This is a genomic window from Rossellomorea aquimaris TF-12 (assembly GCF_001648555.1).
Taxonomy (GTDB): domain Bacteria; phylum Bacillota; class Bacilli; order Bacillales; family Bacillaceae_B; genus Rossellomorea; species Rossellomorea aquimaris.
Map to the genome: position 1 here is coordinate 118,228 of NZ_LQXM01000027.1, position 18,611 is coordinate 136,838.

The 18,611-nt window shown below is 37.2% G+C and carries 18 protein-coding genes; all 18 read right to left on the reverse strand.

All coding sequences use genetic code 11. The features are described from left to right. Window positions 1–2: 2 nt before the first annotated feature. The 18 genes from mreD to IQI_RS10110 all read right to left on the reverse strand — a co-directional run bounded on the left by mreD (window position 3) and on the right by IQI_RS10110 (window position 18,365). Window positions 3–524: a rod shape-determining protein MreD gene (gene mreD, locus IQI_RS10025; RefSeq protein ID WP_082892659.1), complete on the reverse strand. Its 522-nt coding sequence runs from the start codon at window positions 522–524 to the stop codon at window positions 3–5. Then, entirely contained in the window at window positions 521–1,402 is an 882-nt protein-coding gene (gene mreC / locus IQI_RS10030; protein WP_064092504.1) for a rod shape-determining protein MreC, read from the reverse strand. Before mreC ends, mreD begins: the two co-directional genes overlap by 4 nt. 176 nt (window positions 1,403–1,578) lie before the next feature. Next, a complete protein-coding gene (locus IQI_RS10035; protein ID WP_064092505.1) occupies window positions 1,579–2,586 on the reverse strand; it encodes a rod shape-determining protein in 1,008 nt (335 codons plus the stop codon). 247 nt (window positions 2,587–2,833) lie between these two features. Further along, window positions 2,834–3,544 carry a RadC family protein gene (gene radC, locus IQI_RS10040; RefSeq protein WP_328585737.1) on the reverse strand — a complete coding sequence of 237 codons (711 nt, stop codon included), beginning with the start codon at window positions 3,542–3,544 and terminating at the stop codon, window positions 2,834–2,836. 33 nt (window positions 3,545–3,577) lie between these two features. Beyond that, entirely contained in the window at window positions 3,578–4,144 is a 567-nt protein-coding gene (locus IQI_RS10045) for a Maf family protein (RefSeq protein ID WP_064092506.1), read from the reverse strand. Between the two features lie 187 nt (window positions 4,145–4,331). Then, the gene (locus IQI_RS10050) at window positions 4,332–5,309 is read right to left on the reverse strand and encodes a hypothetical protein (protein WP_064092507.1); all 978 of its coding nucleotides are present in this window, start codon (window positions 5,307–5,309) and stop codon (window positions 4,332–4,334) included. Between the two features lie 122 nt (window positions 5,310–5,431). Next, a complete protein-coding gene (locus IQI_RS10055) occupies window positions 5,432–6,169 on the reverse strand; it encodes a hypothetical protein (RefSeq protein ID WP_064092508.1) in 738 nt (245 codons plus the stop codon). Beyond that, window positions 6,166–6,786 carry a hypothetical protein gene (locus IQI_RS10060; RefSeq protein WP_064092509.1) on the reverse strand — a complete coding sequence of 207 codons (621 nt, stop codon included), beginning with the start codon at window positions 6,784–6,786 and terminating at the stop codon, window positions 6,166–6,168. The genes IQI_RS10055 and IQI_RS10060 overlap by 4 nt, the downstream gene beginning before the upstream one ends. Continuing rightward, entirely contained in the window at window positions 6,773–7,744 is a 972-nt protein-coding gene (gene pilM, locus IQI_RS10065) for a type IV pilus biogenesis protein PilM (RefSeq protein ID WP_064092510.1), read from the reverse strand. Before pilM ends, IQI_RS10060 begins: the two co-directional genes overlap by 14 nt. 18 nt (window positions 7,745–7,762) lie before the next feature. Continuing rightward, the gene (locus tag IQI_RS10070; protein WP_064092511.1) at window positions 7,763–8,512 is read right to left on the reverse strand and encodes a prepilin peptidase; all 750 of its coding nucleotides are present in this window, start codon (window positions 8,510–8,512) and stop codon (window positions 7,763–7,765) included. A 1-nt stretch (window position 8,513) separates the two neighbouring features. Then, window positions 8,514–8,939: a type II secretion system protein gene (locus tag IQI_RS10075; RefSeq protein WP_064092512.1), complete on the reverse strand. Its 426-nt coding sequence runs from the start codon at window positions 8,937–8,939 to the stop codon at window positions 8,514–8,516. Between the two features lie 115 nt (window positions 8,940–9,054). Continuing rightward, entirely contained in the window at window positions 9,055–10,266 is a 1,212-nt protein-coding gene (locus IQI_RS10080; protein WP_064092513.1) for a type II secretion system F family protein, read from the reverse strand. Window positions 10,267–10,268: 2 nt separating this feature from the next. Next, complete coding sequence (locus tag IQI_RS10085) at window positions 10,269–11,306, reverse strand: type IV pilus twitching motility protein PilT (protein ID WP_064092514.1); 1,038 nt, start codon at window positions 11,304–11,306, stop codon at window positions 10,269–10,271. A gap of 14 nt (window positions 11,307–11,320) precedes the next feature. Then, the gene (locus IQI_RS10090; protein WP_064092515.1) at window positions 11,321–12,979 is read right to left on the reverse strand and encodes a GspE/PulE family protein; all 1,659 of its coding nucleotides are present in this window, start codon (window positions 12,977–12,979) and stop codon (window positions 11,321–11,323) included. Window positions 12,980–13,008: 29 nt separating this feature from the next. Further along, window positions 13,009–14,385, reverse strand: a complete 1,377-nt coding sequence (locus IQI_RS10095; RefSeq protein WP_064092516.1) for a VanW family protein — start codon at window positions 14,383–14,385, stop codon at window positions 13,009–13,011. A 32-nt stretch (window positions 14,386–14,417) separates the two neighbouring features. Then, window positions 14,418–15,035 carry a hypothetical protein gene (locus tag IQI_RS10100; protein WP_064092517.1) on the reverse strand — a complete coding sequence of 206 codons (618 nt, stop codon included), beginning with the start codon at window positions 15,033–15,035 and terminating at the stop codon, window positions 14,418–14,420. Window positions 15,036–15,237: 202 nt separating this feature from the next. Further along, on the reverse strand, window positions 15,238–16,950 hold the full coding sequence (locus IQI_RS10105) for a sensor domain-containing diguanylate cyclase (protein ID WP_082892660.1): 1,713 nt from the start codon (window positions 16,948–16,950) through the stop codon (window positions 15,238–15,240). Window positions 16,951–17,048: 98 nt separating this feature from the next. Next, window positions 17,049–18,365 (reverse strand): bifunctional folylpolyglutamate synthase/dihydrofolate synthase, encoded by a 1,317-nt coding sequence (locus IQI_RS10110; RefSeq protein ID WP_064092518.1) that lies wholly within the window; start codon window positions 18,363–18,365, stop codon window positions 17,049–17,051. Between the last annotated feature and the right edge of the window lie 246 nt (window positions 18,366–18,611).

The following is an 18,611-nucleotide window of genomic DNA, read 5'->3' on the forward strand; positions in this document are numbered from 1 at the left end:
AATTATTCTTCTAACCACTCTTTTTGTCTACGAAGAAGGAAATTTCTGATTGGAAATGACACCACGATATAGAAAATAACGTTTAATACCAATGTAGGCCACAAGCGCCAATCGACAAATTCCATAAACATCAAATCAGTTCTCTGTATAATCAAGTTAATTTCATACACCAGTAGCTCTAACACTGATACATTTACAATCGTAATCAATCCAAGAACAAATAGGTTATTATGCAGCACCTTAATCATTTGATGGGTGAGAAACACAACAAACGGAAAGAATACTAAGTAAATTCCATTGATTTCAGTGTAATAGATATCAAAAAGAAATCCAAAAATAAATGCGTATACTAACGCAGTCCGATACTGAAAATAGGCACAAATAAAAAACAAAAAAATGATGAGAAAATGAGGAACAATGATTCGATGATCAAAGTATTCTTCACCTGGAAAAAGATGAACAAACAGACTTTCACTATAAAAGAAAAGTAAAGTCAATAAAGGAAGGAGGAGCCTGTTTATCATTGCTCTTCCCCCTCTTTATCACTTTCTTCATCCGTTTTAACACCCTTCAGTTCACGCTCAACTACCATGACATGCTCTAAATGATAGAAATCAGCTGCTGGTTTAACATATGCTGTTTGAGTTAAGCCATATTGATCCGGCTTCACTTCATTAACTTCTCCGATGACTAGACCTTTAGGGAATACTCCACCTAAACCAGAAGTGATAACTTTCGAGCCTTTTTCCACCTTCATATCATTTGGGATACGCTTAACTAAAATTTCCTTTTTATCTGTATCGTATCCTTCAATCCAACCGTTTATATCCTGCTTACTTTGGATGACAGTAGAAATACGATTTTTTGTATTATTAGTAGAAATTAATTCAATTGTGGAAGAAAATTCATTTACACTTTTCACTTTACCAATTAATCCAGCAGAGGATATAACAGCCATATCAGACTTAATGCCATTAACCTCTCCTTTATCAATGGTCAGAAGCTCTTGCCAACGATCTGGATTTCGTGCAATGACTGTCCCTTGAATCGTATTATAGCTTCTCAAATCTTCCTTTTTCTCAAGTATTCCTCGTAATTCACTATTATCTTGTTTAAGGTCTCTAACCTTTGTTTCAAGCTTTACAAGCTCATCTAATCGAGTTTTTAATTTTTCATTTTCTGTATATGTATTTTGAAGATCTTGAACATTATCAACAACTCCACTTACATAATTAACAGGCTTTGAAACCAATGATTGTCCGAATCCTACCATATCTTTGACAAACTGCTCTGGCCAGGTGATACTGTCACGTTCACGTAGGGAAAAACCAATTAATGCAACAAGCACGATGACACTTACGAGCAGAATAATCAAACGCTTATTAAGGAAGAATTGTGGCATGCTGTACACCTCAACCTTTTCTAATTCTATACAATACTATATCAAATAACGATAAATATTGATATTATTCAACATGTTATTCAGAAATTGTTTTAAAAAAGATGGGGCCGACCTTAAGGGTACTCTTAAAAATGAGTACACCTCATGGAACAGTCCCCTTAAAATTCTATATGATTCTATTTACTGCGATTCTTAAATAAATGGATATGATCTAAAGCTTTACCTGTTCCAATCGCTACACAATCCAGTGGTTCTTCTGCGATAAGAACCGGCATTTTTGTTTCATCACTGATTACCTTATCAAGGTTTCGAAGCAGTGCCCCTCCGCCAGTTAAGACAATTCCACGATCCATAATATCTGCCGCCAGTTCCGGTGGTGTCTTTTCAAGAGTGCTCTTTACAGCATCTACAATGGTATATACTGTGTCACGTAGAGCAGTAGCAATTTCGGTTGCTGTTACTTCGATGGTTTTTGGTAGACCGGTTAATAAATCACGTCCACGAATTTCCATCGATTGAATGCCTTCTGAATCTCCGGCAGATCCAACCTCCATTTTAATGGTTTCTGCTGTACGATCCCCGATCATAAGGTTATACGTTTTACGTATATAATTAATAATCGCATCATCCATTTCATCTCCAGCTACTCGAATGGATTGACTTGTCACAATTCCACCTAAAGAAATAATCGCTACTTCTGTTGTTCCTCCACCAATATCCACAACCATACTTCCTGTTGGTTCCCAAACTGGTAAATTCGCTCCAATGGCTGCTGCAAATGGCTCTTCGATTGTATAAGCATCTCTAGCCCCGGCTTGCCTTGTTGCATCTATAACAGCTCTTTCTTCAACACCTGTAATACCTGAAGGGACACAAATCATGACATAAGGTTTTCTGGAGAATGCCCCTGTACTACGAGTTGCCTGTTTTATGTAATACTTCATCATGGTAGCTGTTGTTTCGTAATCGGCAATGACTCCATCCTTCATTGGACGAAGGGCTACAACGTTCCCTGGAGTTCTCCCGATCATATTTTTCGCATCGTTTCCTACCGCTACAATCTGTTTATTATCTGTTTGAAGTGCTACTACGGAAGGTTCTCGAACAATAATTCCTTTTCCTTTTACGTAGACCAATGTATTTGCTGTTCCTAAATCAATCCCTAAATCTTTCGTTCCAAACATTAATGGTATCTCCCTTTCTGATACAAATTGGCTGGTTTTATATGTGACTAAACAGGAGAGTTGTCCAAAAACTCTTCATCCTCGTAATTTTGTTCACAATAATTGATGGTTTCATGACATAACGAAAAGACTCATTCCTGATTAGAATGACTCCCTTTTCTACCTAAGCTACGCAATATAGAATCACCATATTGTTTGCAAAAATCATAAGGTTAATTATATCGTAACAATCGTAAAAATCATAGTGTCATAAATACCCTTTTTCCTTTAAACTGATAAATTTCTTTTCCCCTATGATAAGGTGATCAAGAATATCTATACCAATAATCCGACCACATTCAACTAACCGTTTTGTTACTTCAATATCTTCTCTGCTAGGGGTTGGATCACCTGAAGGATGATTATGGATACAAATAATTGATGCTGCCGATCGCCGAAACGCTTCTTTAAACACTTCTCTTGGATGAACGATAGAGGCATTGAGGCTTCCAATAAAGATGGTTTGCTTATGGAGAACTTGATTTTTAGTGTTGAGGTAAAGACATACGAAGTGTTCTTGGGCAAGAAACCTCATATCGTTCATGACATATTTCGCTCCATCTTCAGGGGAGCGAATGCTATATCTGTCATCAAAGGCCAGGTTACTAATTCTTCGTCCAAATTCCACTGCTGCCATAATTTGAACTGCTTTTGCTAATCCAATCCCCTTGGTTTTCGTAATTTCCTCGAGGGAAGCATCCTTTAATAGGTTTAGTCCATCAAAAGAATTTAAAAGTCGATTGGAGAGCTGAAGAACAGATTCCGATTTTGTGCCCGTTCTAATTAAGATCGCTAATAACTCTTGATTTGAAAGACTCGATGCCCCACTTTGAATAAGACGCTCTCTTGGTCTTTCATCCTGAGGGAAATCTCGAATCATCAGCCTGTTTTCCTGATGTTTCGACATCATTTTTACCATAGTATCCTCCTTATGCTACGAAAGGAGTTATTCTTAATGAAGGTAGCCCATTTTATGCAAGGCTCGATATACTCTTGAAATCGGTAAGCCCACAACGGAGAAATAATCACCTTTTATTTCTTTTACAAACTTTGCTCCTAAGCCCTGAATTCCGTAAGAGCCAGCTTTATCAAAGGGTTCTTCTGAAGCGATGTAATCTTCTATCTCCTTAGATGTTAACTCCCAAAACGTAACGTCTGTTTTTTCGTAAAATACATCTTCTGTTTCGCCTCTTAAAATGGCAACACCTGTGTAGACAGAATGTGTCTTGCCAGACAACATGGTCAACATCTCTTTTGCTTCTTCTTTTGAACGTGGCTTTCCAAGAATATGTTCATCTTTTGTCACAACCGTATCAGAGCCAATGACATAGTGATTAGGGTGTTCTAATGAAATTTGTTTCGCTTTCTTTTGTGCAAGTTCCATTACAACTTCATGAGGTTGTAATTGTGGAGAAAAAGTTTCTTCTACTGAACTACTTTTAACGGAAAAAGAAAGTTGAATTTGTTGAAGAAGTTGTTTTCTTCGAGGAGATTGTGAAGCGAGTATGAGGTTGGACACACCATACCATTCCTTTCGGTGTATAGATTAGGAGATACAAGCTTATCGTACCAAATTCAATCCTTGTAAACAAGTGAAAAAAGGGAGCCTCAAATCAAAAGATTATGCCCTAACCAGCTCAACCTTTTATAGAGTTCCCTTTATTTCGAATAATTATTTCCTAGAAAATAGTCAATATTTGTCGAGATTATAAGCTGCCATAAAGTTCAATGTATCGTAGTAATTCATTCTGGGCTTTTCTGGCATCTTCAGGGGATTTTATTTTCATCGTCAAATTCCCTGCATTTACAAGTGTTTCCTTCATTTTTACAAGGATTTCTTGTTCAACTTTAGTGGACTCCAGTTCCTTTAATGTAGAAGAAATCGAATCCATTACGGATTGATTTGTTTTCCCCATTAATAGTCCATTGCTGCTTTCTTGAGCAAGGATTCCAAACAAAGTATTTCCCATTTCCAGGAATGACTTTTCTTCAAGAGAGGCATTAATTTCTTTTTCGCCTATGACAAAATCTTTCGCATAAACCTCCACCCCTTGTTTTGTCATCCCTTCTCCAACCAATTTAGCAGTGGCCACATCTCCTGATACACCGAGAAGTAGGAACCATTGACCATCTTTTTCGATACTGGCACCATTAACTCCTTTTACTGAGATACTATCTTGCATAGCAATTAATGTTTCTTCCTTGGAGTATACCCCTCCCTGGATTACCGGTGCATGAAACTCTCCTACTTTCACCGAAGACATCTCTGTGTTCCCACCCGGTGCCTCTTCCACCGTATTGTCCTTTAATGCTGCTGCCGGAACGGAAGGGTTGTCCGTTGTATTGATTACCTTTAAGGTTCCAAACCCAAGAACGGCCCCTACCACAATTGCACCTATAATGGACATTAATAAATTCACAGAATTATGAAAAGGGTTTCTGAATTTCTTTCGATTCTTTTTACTACCTGTCACGTAGTTTATTTTTTTGTATTCCTTTGGAGGCTGGGGTTCTTGATCAGGAAGCATCCAATTAAACCCGTCCTCTTCCATTTTTTCATCACTTGCTGCTGTTTCCGACTTCCCCAGTCTCCAATCATAGACAAGAAGATCCTCTTCAAAGTCTGTTTTCTTCCCATTAATCTTCAAGGAAATATTCTTTTCTTTTCCATTATTCTTTTCCACTATCGCCACCCTCCTTCATCTAGTTTTTTCCATGCTATCACATCCCATAAAAAAAAGAACAAGACTTTTGTCGTCTTGTCCTAATAGGTTTTCGTCAAATTTTTTGCATGCAAGAGCATTCATCAATCCTCAGTATCGTTTTGTATCTCTTCACCTGCAGGATCAGTAAACTGATTAAACGGATTTTTTTTCAATGAGGGAGGAGGGCTATCAATCGACGGCAAACTCTCCTTTAACTCAGTTAAAGTTGGCAGATAAAAGGCTGAAGCCACAATCTGATAAATAATAGATTGGTCACTTCCCTCTACAACTCCCTCGTTAAATTCCTCTGTGCCTGTAAATATGAGTTGATTCACTTCAACAATCCGCTCAAGATTCTCGACTTCTGTTAAAAACCTTTCCATCTCAAAGTAAGTCGGCGACTCCACCGTCATAGTGATCTGCAATCTCTTTATCAAAGAATTGCCCACATCAGTGCTCGCGGTACCATCCTCTTCGTTTCCTCCTTCTATTTCTGAAAGAGTCTGTGAGAAATCATTTTTTTCAAAGCTCATACTCTGAATAAAACTTTCCGAAACAACCTCAGCCATTTCAAAGTCAAGAAGCAATTGCTCTGTCAATGGTTCAACCGGAATTTTCTTTTGCAAACTTAAGTCAGTAAAGGCTCTGCTTTCAACATTCGTTTTTGCTTCCATTGCTTGTAAAATTGCTTTTTCTGTTTGTAGTTCATTTTGAATACGCTGAAGCCTAGTATTTTGAGGAGAATAAACAAAGAAATATAGAAGAGACAAACTCATAACACAAATAAGGATCAAACCAATAAATAGAGTCCATTCTCTTTTTGATAAATGAAAGTTCATTCTTCACCCTCCTCTTCTAAGGACAAGGATGATTCTTCCTTTAACTCCTGAAGCTTTATCGAGTTAAGAGTTAACTCATACTGTACAACATATCTCGGGAGAATCGCTTCTTCAAGCGCGGCTTCCTCACTTATGATTTCCTCTGTTGTGATTTCTTGAATTTCGGCTTCTGTTATCCAATTCATCCCTTTCATTCTCTCTAAGTAATAGGCTGCTTCTCGACTGGCATCAAATTGAACCGTAAAGTTGATCACCTGTCTATCTCTGTATTCAAAGGTTTGAATAAACCCTCTTTGAGGGAGAAGAGAAATGAGCTCGTTAAGGAGAGGAATCGTTTCAATAGGGTATGTTTCCATTCTTTTAACGGTTTCTTGTAAATCTCTGATTCCATTGGAAGATTGTGAATCTATTATTTTTTCTTGTTGCAGTTGGACTAATTGTTTCGTTTGGGATAGACTCACTTGGGTTCTTTCTGTTTCATTTCGTATACTATGTAAGGAAATCATAAGAAAGAGGAGCGTAATGAAAAAGAGTAAAAGAAGGATGCCAGCACTATATAGAAAAAGAGGAGTTCTCTTCTTTTTTTCTGAAAGTAAGTTAATGTCAATGAGATTCATTGTATTGCACCTCTTTTAACCCCAGACCTAATACTGTTGCAAAACGTCTCGATACTTCCTCATCATTGGTAGTGTAAATTCCATTTAAATGAAGAAAGTCCACCTTAACATTCAGCCTCTCATTCAAATGTTCTCTCATTTCCTTAAGGTTTGGATGATCTCCACTTATAAGAGCCCTATCAACGGCATTTTCACCTTGATTTAATGAAAATCGGTAAAAATTCATCACTTTTTCTATTTCATTAAAAGCATCTTCATAATTTCGCCAACTGAGAGGTCCCTCATTTAATACTTTCTCGTTTTCCTCCTCTAAAACAAGAGGTCTTGTAAAAATCGGTTCGTTATTGTGAAAAATCGAAATGGTTAATAGGTGTTCATCGAAATGGAGGAACATCGTATGCTCATTTGAATTCACCAGCTGTTGTTCCACTCCTAACCGGTAAAGAGCAAGAAGTGAAATATCTGCAACGACAGGTTTTAGCTTCACAGACACCAATACATCTTTATAGCTGTCTACAACTTCCTGGTAAGAGGAAATTAACAGGACTTCCCTTTTATGATCTGTTTCACCTAAAAGAGCATAATCAAAAACAGGATCCTCAAAAGGCAAATGAATACTTGTTCCAATTTCTAAAAATAAATACCCTTCTATTTCATCCTCTTGAAGATCCAGGGGAATCGTTACTTTTCGTAATACGACAAAGGGGTCCGGAACCACAAATCGGACAGACTTCCTTTTGATTTTCCAATCCTCCACACACTCTTCTAAGATGTATTGAAGCGTTTGTTCATCAATAATCCTTCCACCTTTAATAACACCATATGGAAGAGAACGTTCTCCAATAGTTTGAACGACTAGAGGCGAAGTTTGCTTCAACTCTAGAAAGCGGATAGACTGATCAGTAAAAACGAGATTTGCCGTTTTTTGGCTACTAGAGAGAAACTGGAGAATACCCATAACACAAACCCTTTCTTCTTACATTTGAAAAATTGAAAGATAAATAGACATAATAGCTTCACCATACAGAAAAGCAACGACGGTTCCTGCAGCAATGAATGGACCAAAGGGAATAGGCTTTCCTTTTTCAATCACTTTACATGCTAAAGCAAGAAGTCCAATGATAGCTCCAAAAAAGGTAGCTAACATAAAGGATAAGAGGGTGACCTTTAAACCAACGGCCAACCCAATGACACCATAGAGTTTAATGTCTCCTCCTCCCATGCCTCCCTTACTTACGACAGCTATAGTGAGTAGTAAAATGAAACCTACTCCTGCTCCAACCAAACTATCCCACCAGGGGGATAAGGGTAGGAAGATTCGTTCCAATACAAATAATCCAGTAAAAAATAGGAGAACCTTATCCGGAATCACCATATACTTTAAATCCGAAACCGTAATAATGATAAACATGGAGATAAGGGTCCAAGCAACCAGAAGCTCCCATTCCAGTCCAATCTGCACATAGGCAAGGGCAAAAAGGCTTGCATTTAAAGCTTCCATAAAAGGATATAAAGGAGAAATGCGCCCTTGACACCGGCGACATTTCCCCTTTTGAATGACATAAGAGAACACTGGCAGCAATTCGAATGCCGTCAACTGATGGCGACAATACGGGCAGCTTGACCTTGGTTTAACAATGGATTTCTTTAACGGAACTCGCAATCCAACAACGTTGTAGAAGGAGCCTAGGAGGAGTGCGTAGGTGGTGATGATGAAAAGCACCATGTTATTTTGCGACTTCTAATAATTCAGATTCAGGTACCGCCTTTTTATTCTTGTAGCTTGCGTTCACAACTTTTGCAGAATCATGTCCTGATATAGTATAAATTCCATTACTATATTTAACTATATAATCAACATCATCTACATTAGATAAATATTCTTTTAAACCACCGTAAGCAGGAGTAACACTATTATCTGCATCATGTTTCCATTGAGTAATTTCAGAGTCTGAAGCATGTGCTAACTTTGCAGCATTGATAATCTGAATGGCTTCAGCCACTTTCGCATCTTCTTTAGTTTTATCAATTATCCCACCAATACTAGGTACCGCAATCGCCGCAATAATCCCCAAAATGACAATAACTGCTAATAGCTCAACAAGTGTCAAACCTCTTTCATTTTTCAACATTTTTCTGAGTTTCATTACCATTCCATATTCCTCCTAAAATCGTCGTATAGTACTTTAGTACTCTTTTATTCTATTTTTATTATACAATACTTATTGTGGAATTTAAGTCTAAATGTGTAAAATATTATCAGAATTGCTAGAAATTTTGAACGTTGTTAAAAATTTCAAACATAGGAATCATAATTGCTGTTACAATGGTTCCTACTATTCCGGCTAAAAGGACAATCATTAATGGTTCTATTAACGCTTTGAGCTGATCCGTAGCACTCTCTACTTCATTCTCATAGAAGTCTGCTACCTTGGATAACATACTATCAAGTGCTCCCGTTTCCTCTCCAATGGAAATCATATGTGATACGAGTGGTGGAAAAGCCCAGTGATTTTTCATAGGGTCTGTAATGCTCCCCCCTTTTTCAAGGGACTCTCTTGATTCTTTGAGAACCAATGAAATAACAGAATTATCCACTACTCTTTCAACGATACCTAAAGACTGTAGGATAGGAACCGAACTTGAAAATAATGAACTCAACGTTCGAGTTAACCGTGCAATGACTGCTTTTTGAATCAGACTTCCGAAAATAGGAATTCGCAAAACCATAAAATCCAAGTAGTATTTGGCTTTATTATTTTTTCTAGCCATCATGATTCCTAAAGGACAAAGTAAGAAGAGTAATAAAATGATATACCATAAACTTTGAACGGCCTCACTTGCACCGAGTACAAACCGGGTAATCAGCGGCAATTCTCCACCGAAATCTTCAAACATGTCGACAAATGTTGGTACAACAGCCACTAAAAGAAAGATCACTACTCCTATCGCAACCACACCTACTACCGCAGGATATGAGAGAGCTGCCAATACCTTTTGACGGGTTCTATGCTGCTTTTCATAGTGATCCCCTAAACGTTCTAACGTTTCATCCAAGCTTCCAGTAGCCTCTCCTGCTTTTAACATATTAATAAACAGTGGTTCGAATACTTTTTTATGCTTAGCAAACGCATCCGATAGCGGGTTCCCTTCTTTCAATTCCAGCTCAACATCACCTAATATTTTAGAAAGGGCTTTACTTTCAGTTTGAGTTTTTAATATTCTTGTAGCATCTACTACAGTGACCCCTGCTTTTAATAAGGTTGAATACTGTCGTAAAAAAATAACCAAATGCTGAAGCTTTACTGAGTTCCCTAATATGATTTCCTTTGTCAAAAAGGTCTCAGGTAATTCTTCCATAATGGTGACTCTAACACCTTGTTTCTTTAAAAGAAGCATGGCTTCTTTTTTGGAAGGGGCTGTGATTCTCCCTCTTTTTTTTCCACTTTTATCTCTACCCTCGTATGTAAACCGGGCCATCTCTACTCGTTCTCCTGTAAAAATGGTTGTGCAACTTCTCTAGTAATGATGCCAGCTTGAAGCAGTCTATTTACATTTGAATGAAAGAGCTCCATGCCTTGAGATTTAGAGGTTTGCATAACGCTTGGAATTTGATGAATTTTTTCAGAGCGTATGAGATTTGCTACGGCTGAGTTATTTAAAAGAATTTCCGTTACTGCCAGTCTCCCCTTCTTATCAACAGTTGGCAAAAGTCTTTGAGCAACGATTCCTTGTAGTACAGATGCAAGCTGGACACGAATTTGAGCCTGTTGCTCTGGCGGGAATACATCAATGATTCTCTCGATGGTTGAAACAGCACTGGATGTGTGTAAAGTACCTAAGACTAAATGTCCTGTTTCGGCTGCAGTAATAGCAGTATGAATCGTTTCTAAATCCCTCATTTCCCCAACCAAAATTACGTCTGGGTCCTGCCTTAATGCACTGCGCAAACCATCAGCAAAGGACTTCGTATCAAAGCCAACTTCACGTTGATCAATAATAGAGGAACCATGTTTATGTAAATACTCAATAGGATCTTCTAATGTGATAATATGCTTTCGCATAGATTGATTCATATATTGAATCATCGAAGCCAAGGTAGTAGATTTACCGCTTCCAGTAGGCCCTGTAACCAGAATTAACCCTTGCTGTTTTTCAGTCATTTTCATTAAAGCGGGAGGAAGCATGAGCTCTTCAATCGTTGGAATTTTTGTTGGTACGACACGAAGAGCAATAGAAATACATGACCTTTGAAAATATGCATTCACTCTAAATCGAGAAAGACCAGAAATTCCATATGAAAAGTCCAGCTCCCCTCTATCTCGAAAATCATCCCATAAACTCTCTGGAATAATGCCCTTTGCCATGGTTTCTGTATCCTCAGGCTTTAAGACTTCTTTTCCATAGCGTTTTAGTTCACCATGTATACGAAAAATAGGAGCAGACCCAATGGTTAAATGAATATCAGACGCGTTCAATTCAAATGCTGCTCGCAATAGATTATCAATTCGTTCAGTCAATCTAATCACCTTCTCTACTCAATAGCTACTCGAAGAATTTCTTCTGTTGTAGTCTGACCTTGTTTCACTTTAAACAAACCATCGTCTAAAAGAAAAATAGTTTTGCTCTCCACCGCTGCTTCTTTTAAATTGGATAGAGGCTCATTATTCATAATTATTCTCTTCATTTTCTCGTTGACCACCAGGACTTCATGAATGGCCATTCTTCCTTTATATCCTGTCATATGGCACGAAGAACAACCTTGTCCACGTGTTACTTTTTCTATGGTCAATCCTCTACGTTTGAAAATATCCACTTCACTTGATGTAGGCTTTTCTTCTTTGGAACAGTCTCTACATACTTTACGCACTAACCGCTGAGAAACAATTCCACTTACTGATGTTGCTACTAAAAATGGTTCGACTCCCATATCGATAAGTCGAGTTATAGTTCCTATTGAATCATTTGTATGAATGGTACTCAGAACTAAATGCCCTGTCAATGAAGCTCGAATCGCCACTTCGACGGTTTCTTTATCCCGAATTTCCCCAACCATTATAATATTGGGATCTTGTCTCAAAATGGAGCGTAAACCTTTCGCAAATGTAAGTCCTACATTAGGGCTTACTTGAATTTGATTTATCCCTTCTATTTGATATTCAACAGGATCTTCAACTGTAATAATATTCACTTCTTCACTATTTAATTTATTTAATCCAGCGTATAAAGTGGAAGTTTTTCCAGAACCAGTTGGTCCAGTAATTAATACAATTCCTGTTGGTCTTTCAATCAAGTCTTGGAAACGTTTAAGGTTCAGGGAATTAAAACCTAATTGTCCCAGGTCATTCAGCGAAGAGCTTAAATCTAGAATCCGGAGAACCATTTTCTCTCCATAAACTGTTGGAAGCGTAGATACTCGAATATCAATCGGTCTAAAATCAATATTGGTTTTAATTCTTCCATCTTGGGGAACTCGATATTCAGTAATATCCAGTTGGGACATAATTTTCATTCGAGCCGTTAGCTTGCTTTGTATATGTTTTGGCAATGCTTTTTCCGTTCTAAGAATTCCATCTATCCGGTATCGAATGAGAACCTTCGTCTCTTGAGGGTCAATGTGAATATCACTTGCTTTTTGTGTCATGGCATTAGATATAATCTGATTAACAAGTTTTGCTACTGGAGATTCTTGATCAGGTACTATTTCTGCTTCTTTCTCAGGCTGGTCATTTTCAATACCTTTAAGGTCATCAAAGCTATCATCCATCTCATAATACTTATTTATAGAGCGTAGAATATCATCTTTTGTCGCAATAGCCGTTTCTATATAAAAACCTGTGGATAAACGAAGATCTTCAATCGTATAAAAATCCATTGGATCCGCCATGGCCACAAAAAGCTTGTCCCCTTCCTTTTTCAAAGGAATGATTAAGTTTCGCTTAGCTGTTTTTTTGGGGATTAATTGAAACAATTTTGAATCAAACGGGTAGCGGAATAAACTTACGTGAGGAATTCCTAATTGAAACTCCAATACTTCAATCAATTGCTGTTCCGTTATATACCCCTTTTGTAAGATAACGTCTCCAAGCTTCTGATCTTTGCTCTTTTCTTTTAGAGCCGTTTGCAGATTTTCCTCTGAAAGTAAACCGGAATCTACTAATAAATCCCCTAAACGTTTTCGCACTTGGGCCATCCTATCCCACCTCCCTTTATATATTGACCTTACTTCATATTTTCTTCTGGTTTTACATCCAAAGGGTGTAAATTATCACTGGAATCTGGTTGTTGGGACGTTTGATCATTCGACTGATTATTATCGTTTGGTTGTGACCATTGTGTGGGAACCGATTCATTTTGATCCTCATCAGGATCTAAAGGGTCTTCATTCGGAATGGAATAGGTGGGAACACCATTTCCATCCGTCGTTGGTGCACCTGAATCGTTAGAGGTATTAATAACATAATCTTTCATTCTATGAATCTCTTCTTTATGACGAGGTGGATAGAAGTCCTCTGACACCTTTGTTTCCTCCAATAGATTTCCCTTTGAAGTCACCTTCCTTTTCCAAACCTCAACTAACACGCCTTCATTCCCTACTTCTACTACCTTAACCTCACCTGAATTCAAATAAGGACTGTATTGTTTAATGATTCGTGGTGAAAAAGTTTGCTCGTTTCTCAATTCAATTTCAATTTCATATGGTAATTCCAATCCATTTAAGGAGGTTGAAAGCTTCGATTGAAGCAAATCTAAATGAATAGAATATGTAGTATCATTGGGGTTTTTAAAAGCAAAATCTCTTTTAGAATTCCGATTGATGTTTGCTTCGAAGCCAAGTTCTATCCCTTCAGGAAGTTCTCTGCTGTAATTTCGCTCGATTACTAGGAAATTAGTTTGAAGAATGGTCTTGTAGATTGATGAAGCAATGATACTCAAGTCACTATCAGTTGCCCCTGTAAAACCATTTTGATCCATCCACTGTATTAATGAGAAATCAGAGTTTCCTTTAATTTGAATCTCAGGAAATACTGCTATGAAATTTGTTATGCCAGGTGTAGTCGTCAGAGAGTTCACTTCCGCTTGTGCAACTGTCAAAATGGAATCAGAGGTGATTAAGTATTGATTTACCTTAATGAACTCTTCTTCGGTTATTAACTCTGATGCCTTATCTTTTAAAACTTCGGACAGTGCTTCCATATTTATTAATGAGGTATCTACCCCACTTTCAGAAAGGAACTCACTCAGTTCTCCTTCATCTACCTTCACGTTTAAAAGAAGAGTTTCGCCCTCTTTCTCGATTGAGGCTGAAACATCAAAGGAAAATAAACGGGAGGCTACGGGAAATGTTTGATTAAGGTATGAAAAGGTCAGTTTTTGATTGACCTTCCATTTCTTAATTTCTTCTTCTAATTTTTCCACTGCATCTTCTTTACTGGCATTTGCAACACTTACTCCTGCAATTTTTGCGCCTTCTGAGAAACGTTCATTCTTTGAAAAGAATTGGTCATATGAAAATGCACCTATATGAGCAAAACTAACTAAATAAACACTGCAAAGAATAAAGAAAAAGGTAACCTTTGATATGGGTGTCTTACTCATTTTCGATGCCTCCTTCAAAATTCTTATTCACTTCAGTTTTTCTCGTCAGAAAATAAACGACGATACTCTTCTTCCTCTTCTAAAGAAATGGCTGATGATTCTTTCTCTTTTATGTTCTTTTCCATGATTGGTTCGATGATATCAGCTTCATCTTCTGTCCACTCTTGCAAGTCTATGATGTGTGGTTCTGGAGTTGTTTTTATTTTTTGTAATACATCAAGAGACTCCTCTTGAATGGGGACAATATAACCTTCTTCTTGGGGAGTTTCTAAATCTTGAGAGGAATGACTTTCTCCAGATACAAACAACTCTTCTATGTACTCTTCCGGTTTCTCCTCTTCTTCGGCTGAACTAGCAATTTGATTATGGGCGGATTGTCCTTGTTTGTTAAATATGTAAGTGTCCTTTTGAGCAAATTTCGAACCAAACCTTGTTTCCAGTATGTAAATCATTAGGACGATAAGTATGCAGGTCATTAAGATGGATTGAAAAAGAGGAATAACGATACTAACTAGACCATTGATCATAAGAATTAGTAGGGATATAGAAGAAATGATTAATTTATTTTTATATGATAATTTAATAGGGATAAGGGCAAGCGGAGGCAATAAAAGAATAAATCCTATAAGGGCAAACACAATAATCTTCATTTCATACCTCCCAACAATAAGATGTCCATTTCGAGTATAAATTACAAGATTCGACTACTTCCATTCTAGTACATCAGTACTAAAAATGAAAGATTGTAAATTGTTAATCTAGTAAAATATTCTGAATGGTGAGCATACTGGACCTAACAAGTTTTAAAAATTCTTTGCCATATATGAATAAAACACCTTCAAAGAAGGTGTTTTATTTCACATATTGAGCCACTCGATTTCTTCCAGCTTGTTTGGCTCCAGTATATAAAGCTCTATCGGCATGACGGATTAATGCTAACGTATCATCAGCATCTTCTGGTGCTGTTGCAACGCCTATGCTGGCTGTAATTCTAACCATCAATTGTTTATTTGAATCATCTAAACTATCATGTAGGGTAAAAGGACGATTAGCAATGGTTGACCTAACAAGCTCAGCTAATCGTACAGCTTCATCACGCTCTACATCAGGTAGTAGTATAACAAACTCTTCCCCGCCATACCTTGCAACGGTACCCTTTTTACCTATTAGCATGCATAGACGGTCGGCTAACTCTATTAAAATTTCATTTCCACTTTGGTGACCATAGTTATCGTTAATCACTTTAAAGTGATCTAAATCCAGCATGATAAGAGATAAATACTTTCTTTGCCCAACATCGAGGTGATTAAACTCAAGAGTGAGTAAATCTTCAAAATAACGATAATTATATAGGTTCGTAAGGGCACATCTTTCACTATTCTTTTTCGTCGTTTCATGATGTCTTGCATTTTCAATCGCTATTCCAAAATAAGAGCATAAAATGTCTACAATCATTAATTGGAACTTTTCATATGCCCGTTTTTTTGAAGAAGCTAAAAGAAGTATTCCTCTTACCTTCTGACTTCTCACAATGGGAACACATAATACACTTTCGACTCCTTCAGGCATATAGCCCTTGGCCACATGAGACCACTCTGAGCGGGAGCTATAAAGAACAGACTGACCAGACATCCAAACGGCACCACTAATTCCTTCATTTTTTCTTAATGGCTTGAGGTCATTTGGTTTCTTTTCACCATTTTCTACTCTTCTTAAAAGAACTAACTCCTCGTCGTGACAATCAAGTATATAGGCATATTCAACAGGCAGGGTTTCAATGATTTTTTCAATAAAAATGTCCAAGACTTCTTTAACCTTGAGGCTTTCTGTTAACTGATGCCCAATTTCACCGGCTTTTTGAAGGTATTCATTGATTTTTTCGGAAGAATTGTACATTTTCAATATAATGGATAAGCTGACAAAGGGTACTCCAATCAACAGTGAAGCAAAAGCACCTAATTCAAAGGTTAAATAATAGAGAGAAAGCGAAAGAGGCAGCATAATCATATTGGAAAGAAAGTCCCATTGAAAATCTTTACTATTAAATCGTACATCCAGCTTTGCAAAATAACGTTGATAGAAGAAAAGAATCATCGTATTAATCATAATCGCCATAACTTCATAGCTAATAACAGGAGGGAGAAGACTGGAAATGTCTCTCATCCCCACTTCTCCACCCAGTTGAAAATAGATCAAACCACTTAGAAAGGAAACAACAAAAAACATTCCCGAGTTTAAAGGAATCCTATGCCAGTCGTTGGATCTAATTCGTACGCGTATTAATAATGGAATCATGGAAAATTGCATAAGAATGATTTCAACAAACAAACCATATTTTAAGAAACCAACAAGGGTAACCCATTGAATAAAGAAAATAGTCGTTCCATTAATAACAATTGGCATAAGTGGAATAAACGTTGCGAAAAGGACTAATGTTATAAGTTCCAATCCATTTCCGTCCAAATTTTCTGGAGGATAGTATTGATAAGCATAATATAAGCCAGTAGGGACGATGGCGAGCCATGTAAACAAGATAATTAACTTTTTCTTCACTGACAACTGCATATCTATCCTCCATATTCGTTAATCTTTCCAACTAGAAATTTAGAACTAGTCAAATAGTCACAAGTTTAAGAATATTTTATCAAATCTGTCGATTAAAGTCACTTGTTTTTTCTAGAATTTTCTAATTTTTTCATAAGGACAGGTTTTACCTCCGAAAGAAAGTAAAGAGATCCCGTAATAAATAACACTTCATTTTCATCCATTAATAACAGCTTATCTTCTATAAAACTCTCCCATTCAAGAATGTTTATCTTTTTCTTGTGAGTGGATAAATGATAAAGTTCTTCTGAAGAAGCGACTCTAGGAAATTGAAATGAAGTAAATCCAATACAGTCCACTGCTTCTTCTAGTTCTTCAATCATGGGCTTTAATTGCTTATCTTTTAGAGCTGAAAATAACACAGTTATTTTCTTATGTTGAAAACGTTCTTTCAAGGTTTGAACTAGCGCTTTTACACCTTCAGGATTATGTGCACCATCCATGTAAACTTCAGGATTTTCTGACACCTTTTCCATTCTCCCAGGCCAATACGCTCTCATCAATCCTGCTTTTATTTCTTTTTGACTGCAGTTTATTTGTCCTATCTCTTGAAGTATTTCAAGTGCTTTAATAGCTACTGCGGCGTTATAAATTTGATGAGTTCCTATCATAGAAATTTCAAACGTTGTTGCTTGAGAGGAAGACTCATAAAAGAAATGTTCGCCCGTTTTTAGAAGAGATTGACGATCAGCAAAAAAAGCTTCTCCTAATTGATAAACTTCGCTTTCCATTTCCTCTGCTTTCTGTTTAATGACGGCACATGCTCCCTTTTGGAGGACACCTGATACTACCGGCACTCTCTCTTTAATGATTCCTGCTTTTTCAGAAGCAATTTCAGCTAAGGTATTCCCTAGAAATGACATATGATCCATGCCAATGCTTGTAATGATTGATAATAAAGGGGTTATGATATTCGTAGAATCAAGTCTTCCCCCTAACCCTACCTCATAGAGTACAAAGTCCACCTTATCTATTTCAGCAAAATAAACGAAGCTCATTGCTGTGATGATTTCAAATTCAGATGGAGCTCCCCATTCAGAGCTTTCCATTTTTTCTGCAATAGGCTTAATTCTTTCTACAAGTAAAGTCAGTTTTTCATCTGATATTGGCTGACCGTTGGTACTGATTCTTTCGTTAAAGACTTCAAAATATGGGGAAGTAAACGTTCCTACTGTATAGCCACATTCTTCTAAAACATTTCTTATGTACGTAACGGTCGATCCCTTTCCATTTGTACCGCCTATATGAATCGTTTTTAGGGTTTTATGTGGTTGTCCCAGCTCTTTTAGTAAGTGTTCCATCCGTTGTAGGCCTGGCTTTATCCCAAGCCTTAGTCTTGAATGGATCCACTCAACTGCCCCCTCATACGTTAACATACTTGTCACCTTCCTCCATTACACTCAAAAAATGAGAACATATTGTTTATACCAAATTGTTCATTCTAAAAACAGCTGGCTCTAGTAATCGATAATTGCCCTGGATAGACCCGATCCCTTAACACTAATGGTGATAAATAGAAAAAGGGCTGGAATATGAGGACTAATAGAAGAAATGGATTTCATTGCGTGTTGAGAACGTATCATTAATGCCTTCATTTCTTAACTATTAGACCTCTATTCAAA

Excerpts from the sequence above, each read along its gene's own strand:
- IQI_RS10100 (WP_064092517.1), bottom strand. The coding sequence starts at position 15,035 with ATGAAGATTATTGTGTTTGCCCTTATAGGATTTATTCTTTTATTGCCT.
- mreD (WP_082892659.1), bottom strand. The coding sequence starts at position 524 with ATGATAAACAGGCTCCTCCTTCCTTTATTGACTTTACTTTTCTTTTAT.
- IQI_RS10110 (WP_064092518.1), bottom strand. The coding sequence starts at position 18,365 with ATGTTAACGTATGAGGGGGCAGTTGAGTGGATCCATTCAAGACTAAGG.
- IQI_RS10075 (WP_064092512.1), bottom strand. The coding sequence starts at position 8,939 with ATGGTAATGAAACTCAGAAAAATGTTGAAAAATGAAAGAGGTTTGACA.
- IQI_RS10035 (WP_064092505.1), bottom strand. The coding sequence starts at position 2,586 with ATGTTTGGAACGAAAGATTTAGGGATTGATTTAGGAACAGCAAATACA.
- radC (WP_328585737.1), bottom strand. The coding sequence starts at position 3,544 with ATGGTAAAAATGATGTCGAAACATCAGGAAAACAGGCTGATGATTCGA.
- IQI_RS10090 (WP_064092515.1), bottom strand. The coding sequence starts at position 12,979 with ATGGCCCAAGTGCGAAAACGTTTAGGGGATTTATTAGTAGATTCCGGT.
- IQI_RS10105 (WP_082892660.1), bottom strand. The coding sequence starts at position 16,950 with ATGCAGTTGTCAGTGAAGAAAAAGTTAATTATCTTGTTTACATGGCTC.
- IQI_RS10095 (WP_064092516.1), bottom strand. The coding sequence starts at position 14,385 with ATGAGTAAGACACCCATATCAAAGGTTACCTTTTTCTTTATTCTTTGC.
- IQI_RS10070 (WP_064092511.1), bottom strand. The coding sequence starts at position 8,512 with ATGGTGCTTTTCATCATCACCACCTACGCACTCCTCCTAGGCTCCTTC.
- mreC (WP_064092504.1), bottom strand. The coding sequence starts at position 1,402 with ATGCCACAATTCTTCCTTAATAAGCGTTTGATTATTCTGCTCGTAAGT.
- IQI_RS10080 (WP_064092513.1), bottom strand. The coding sequence starts at position 10,266 with ATGGCCCGGTTTACATACGAGGGTAGAGATAAAAGTGGAAAAAAAAGA.
- pilM (WP_064092510.1), bottom strand. The coding sequence starts at position 7,744 with ATGGGTATTCTCCAGTTTCTCTCTAGTAGCCAAAAAACGGCAAATCTC.
- IQI_RS10060 (WP_064092509.1), bottom strand. The coding sequence starts at position 6,786 with ATGAATCTCATTGACATTAACTTACTTTCAGAAAAAAAGAAGAGAACT.
- IQI_RS10055 (WP_064092508.1), bottom strand. The coding sequence starts at position 6,169 with ATGAACTTTCATTTATCAAAAAGAGAATGGACTCTATTTATTGGTTTG.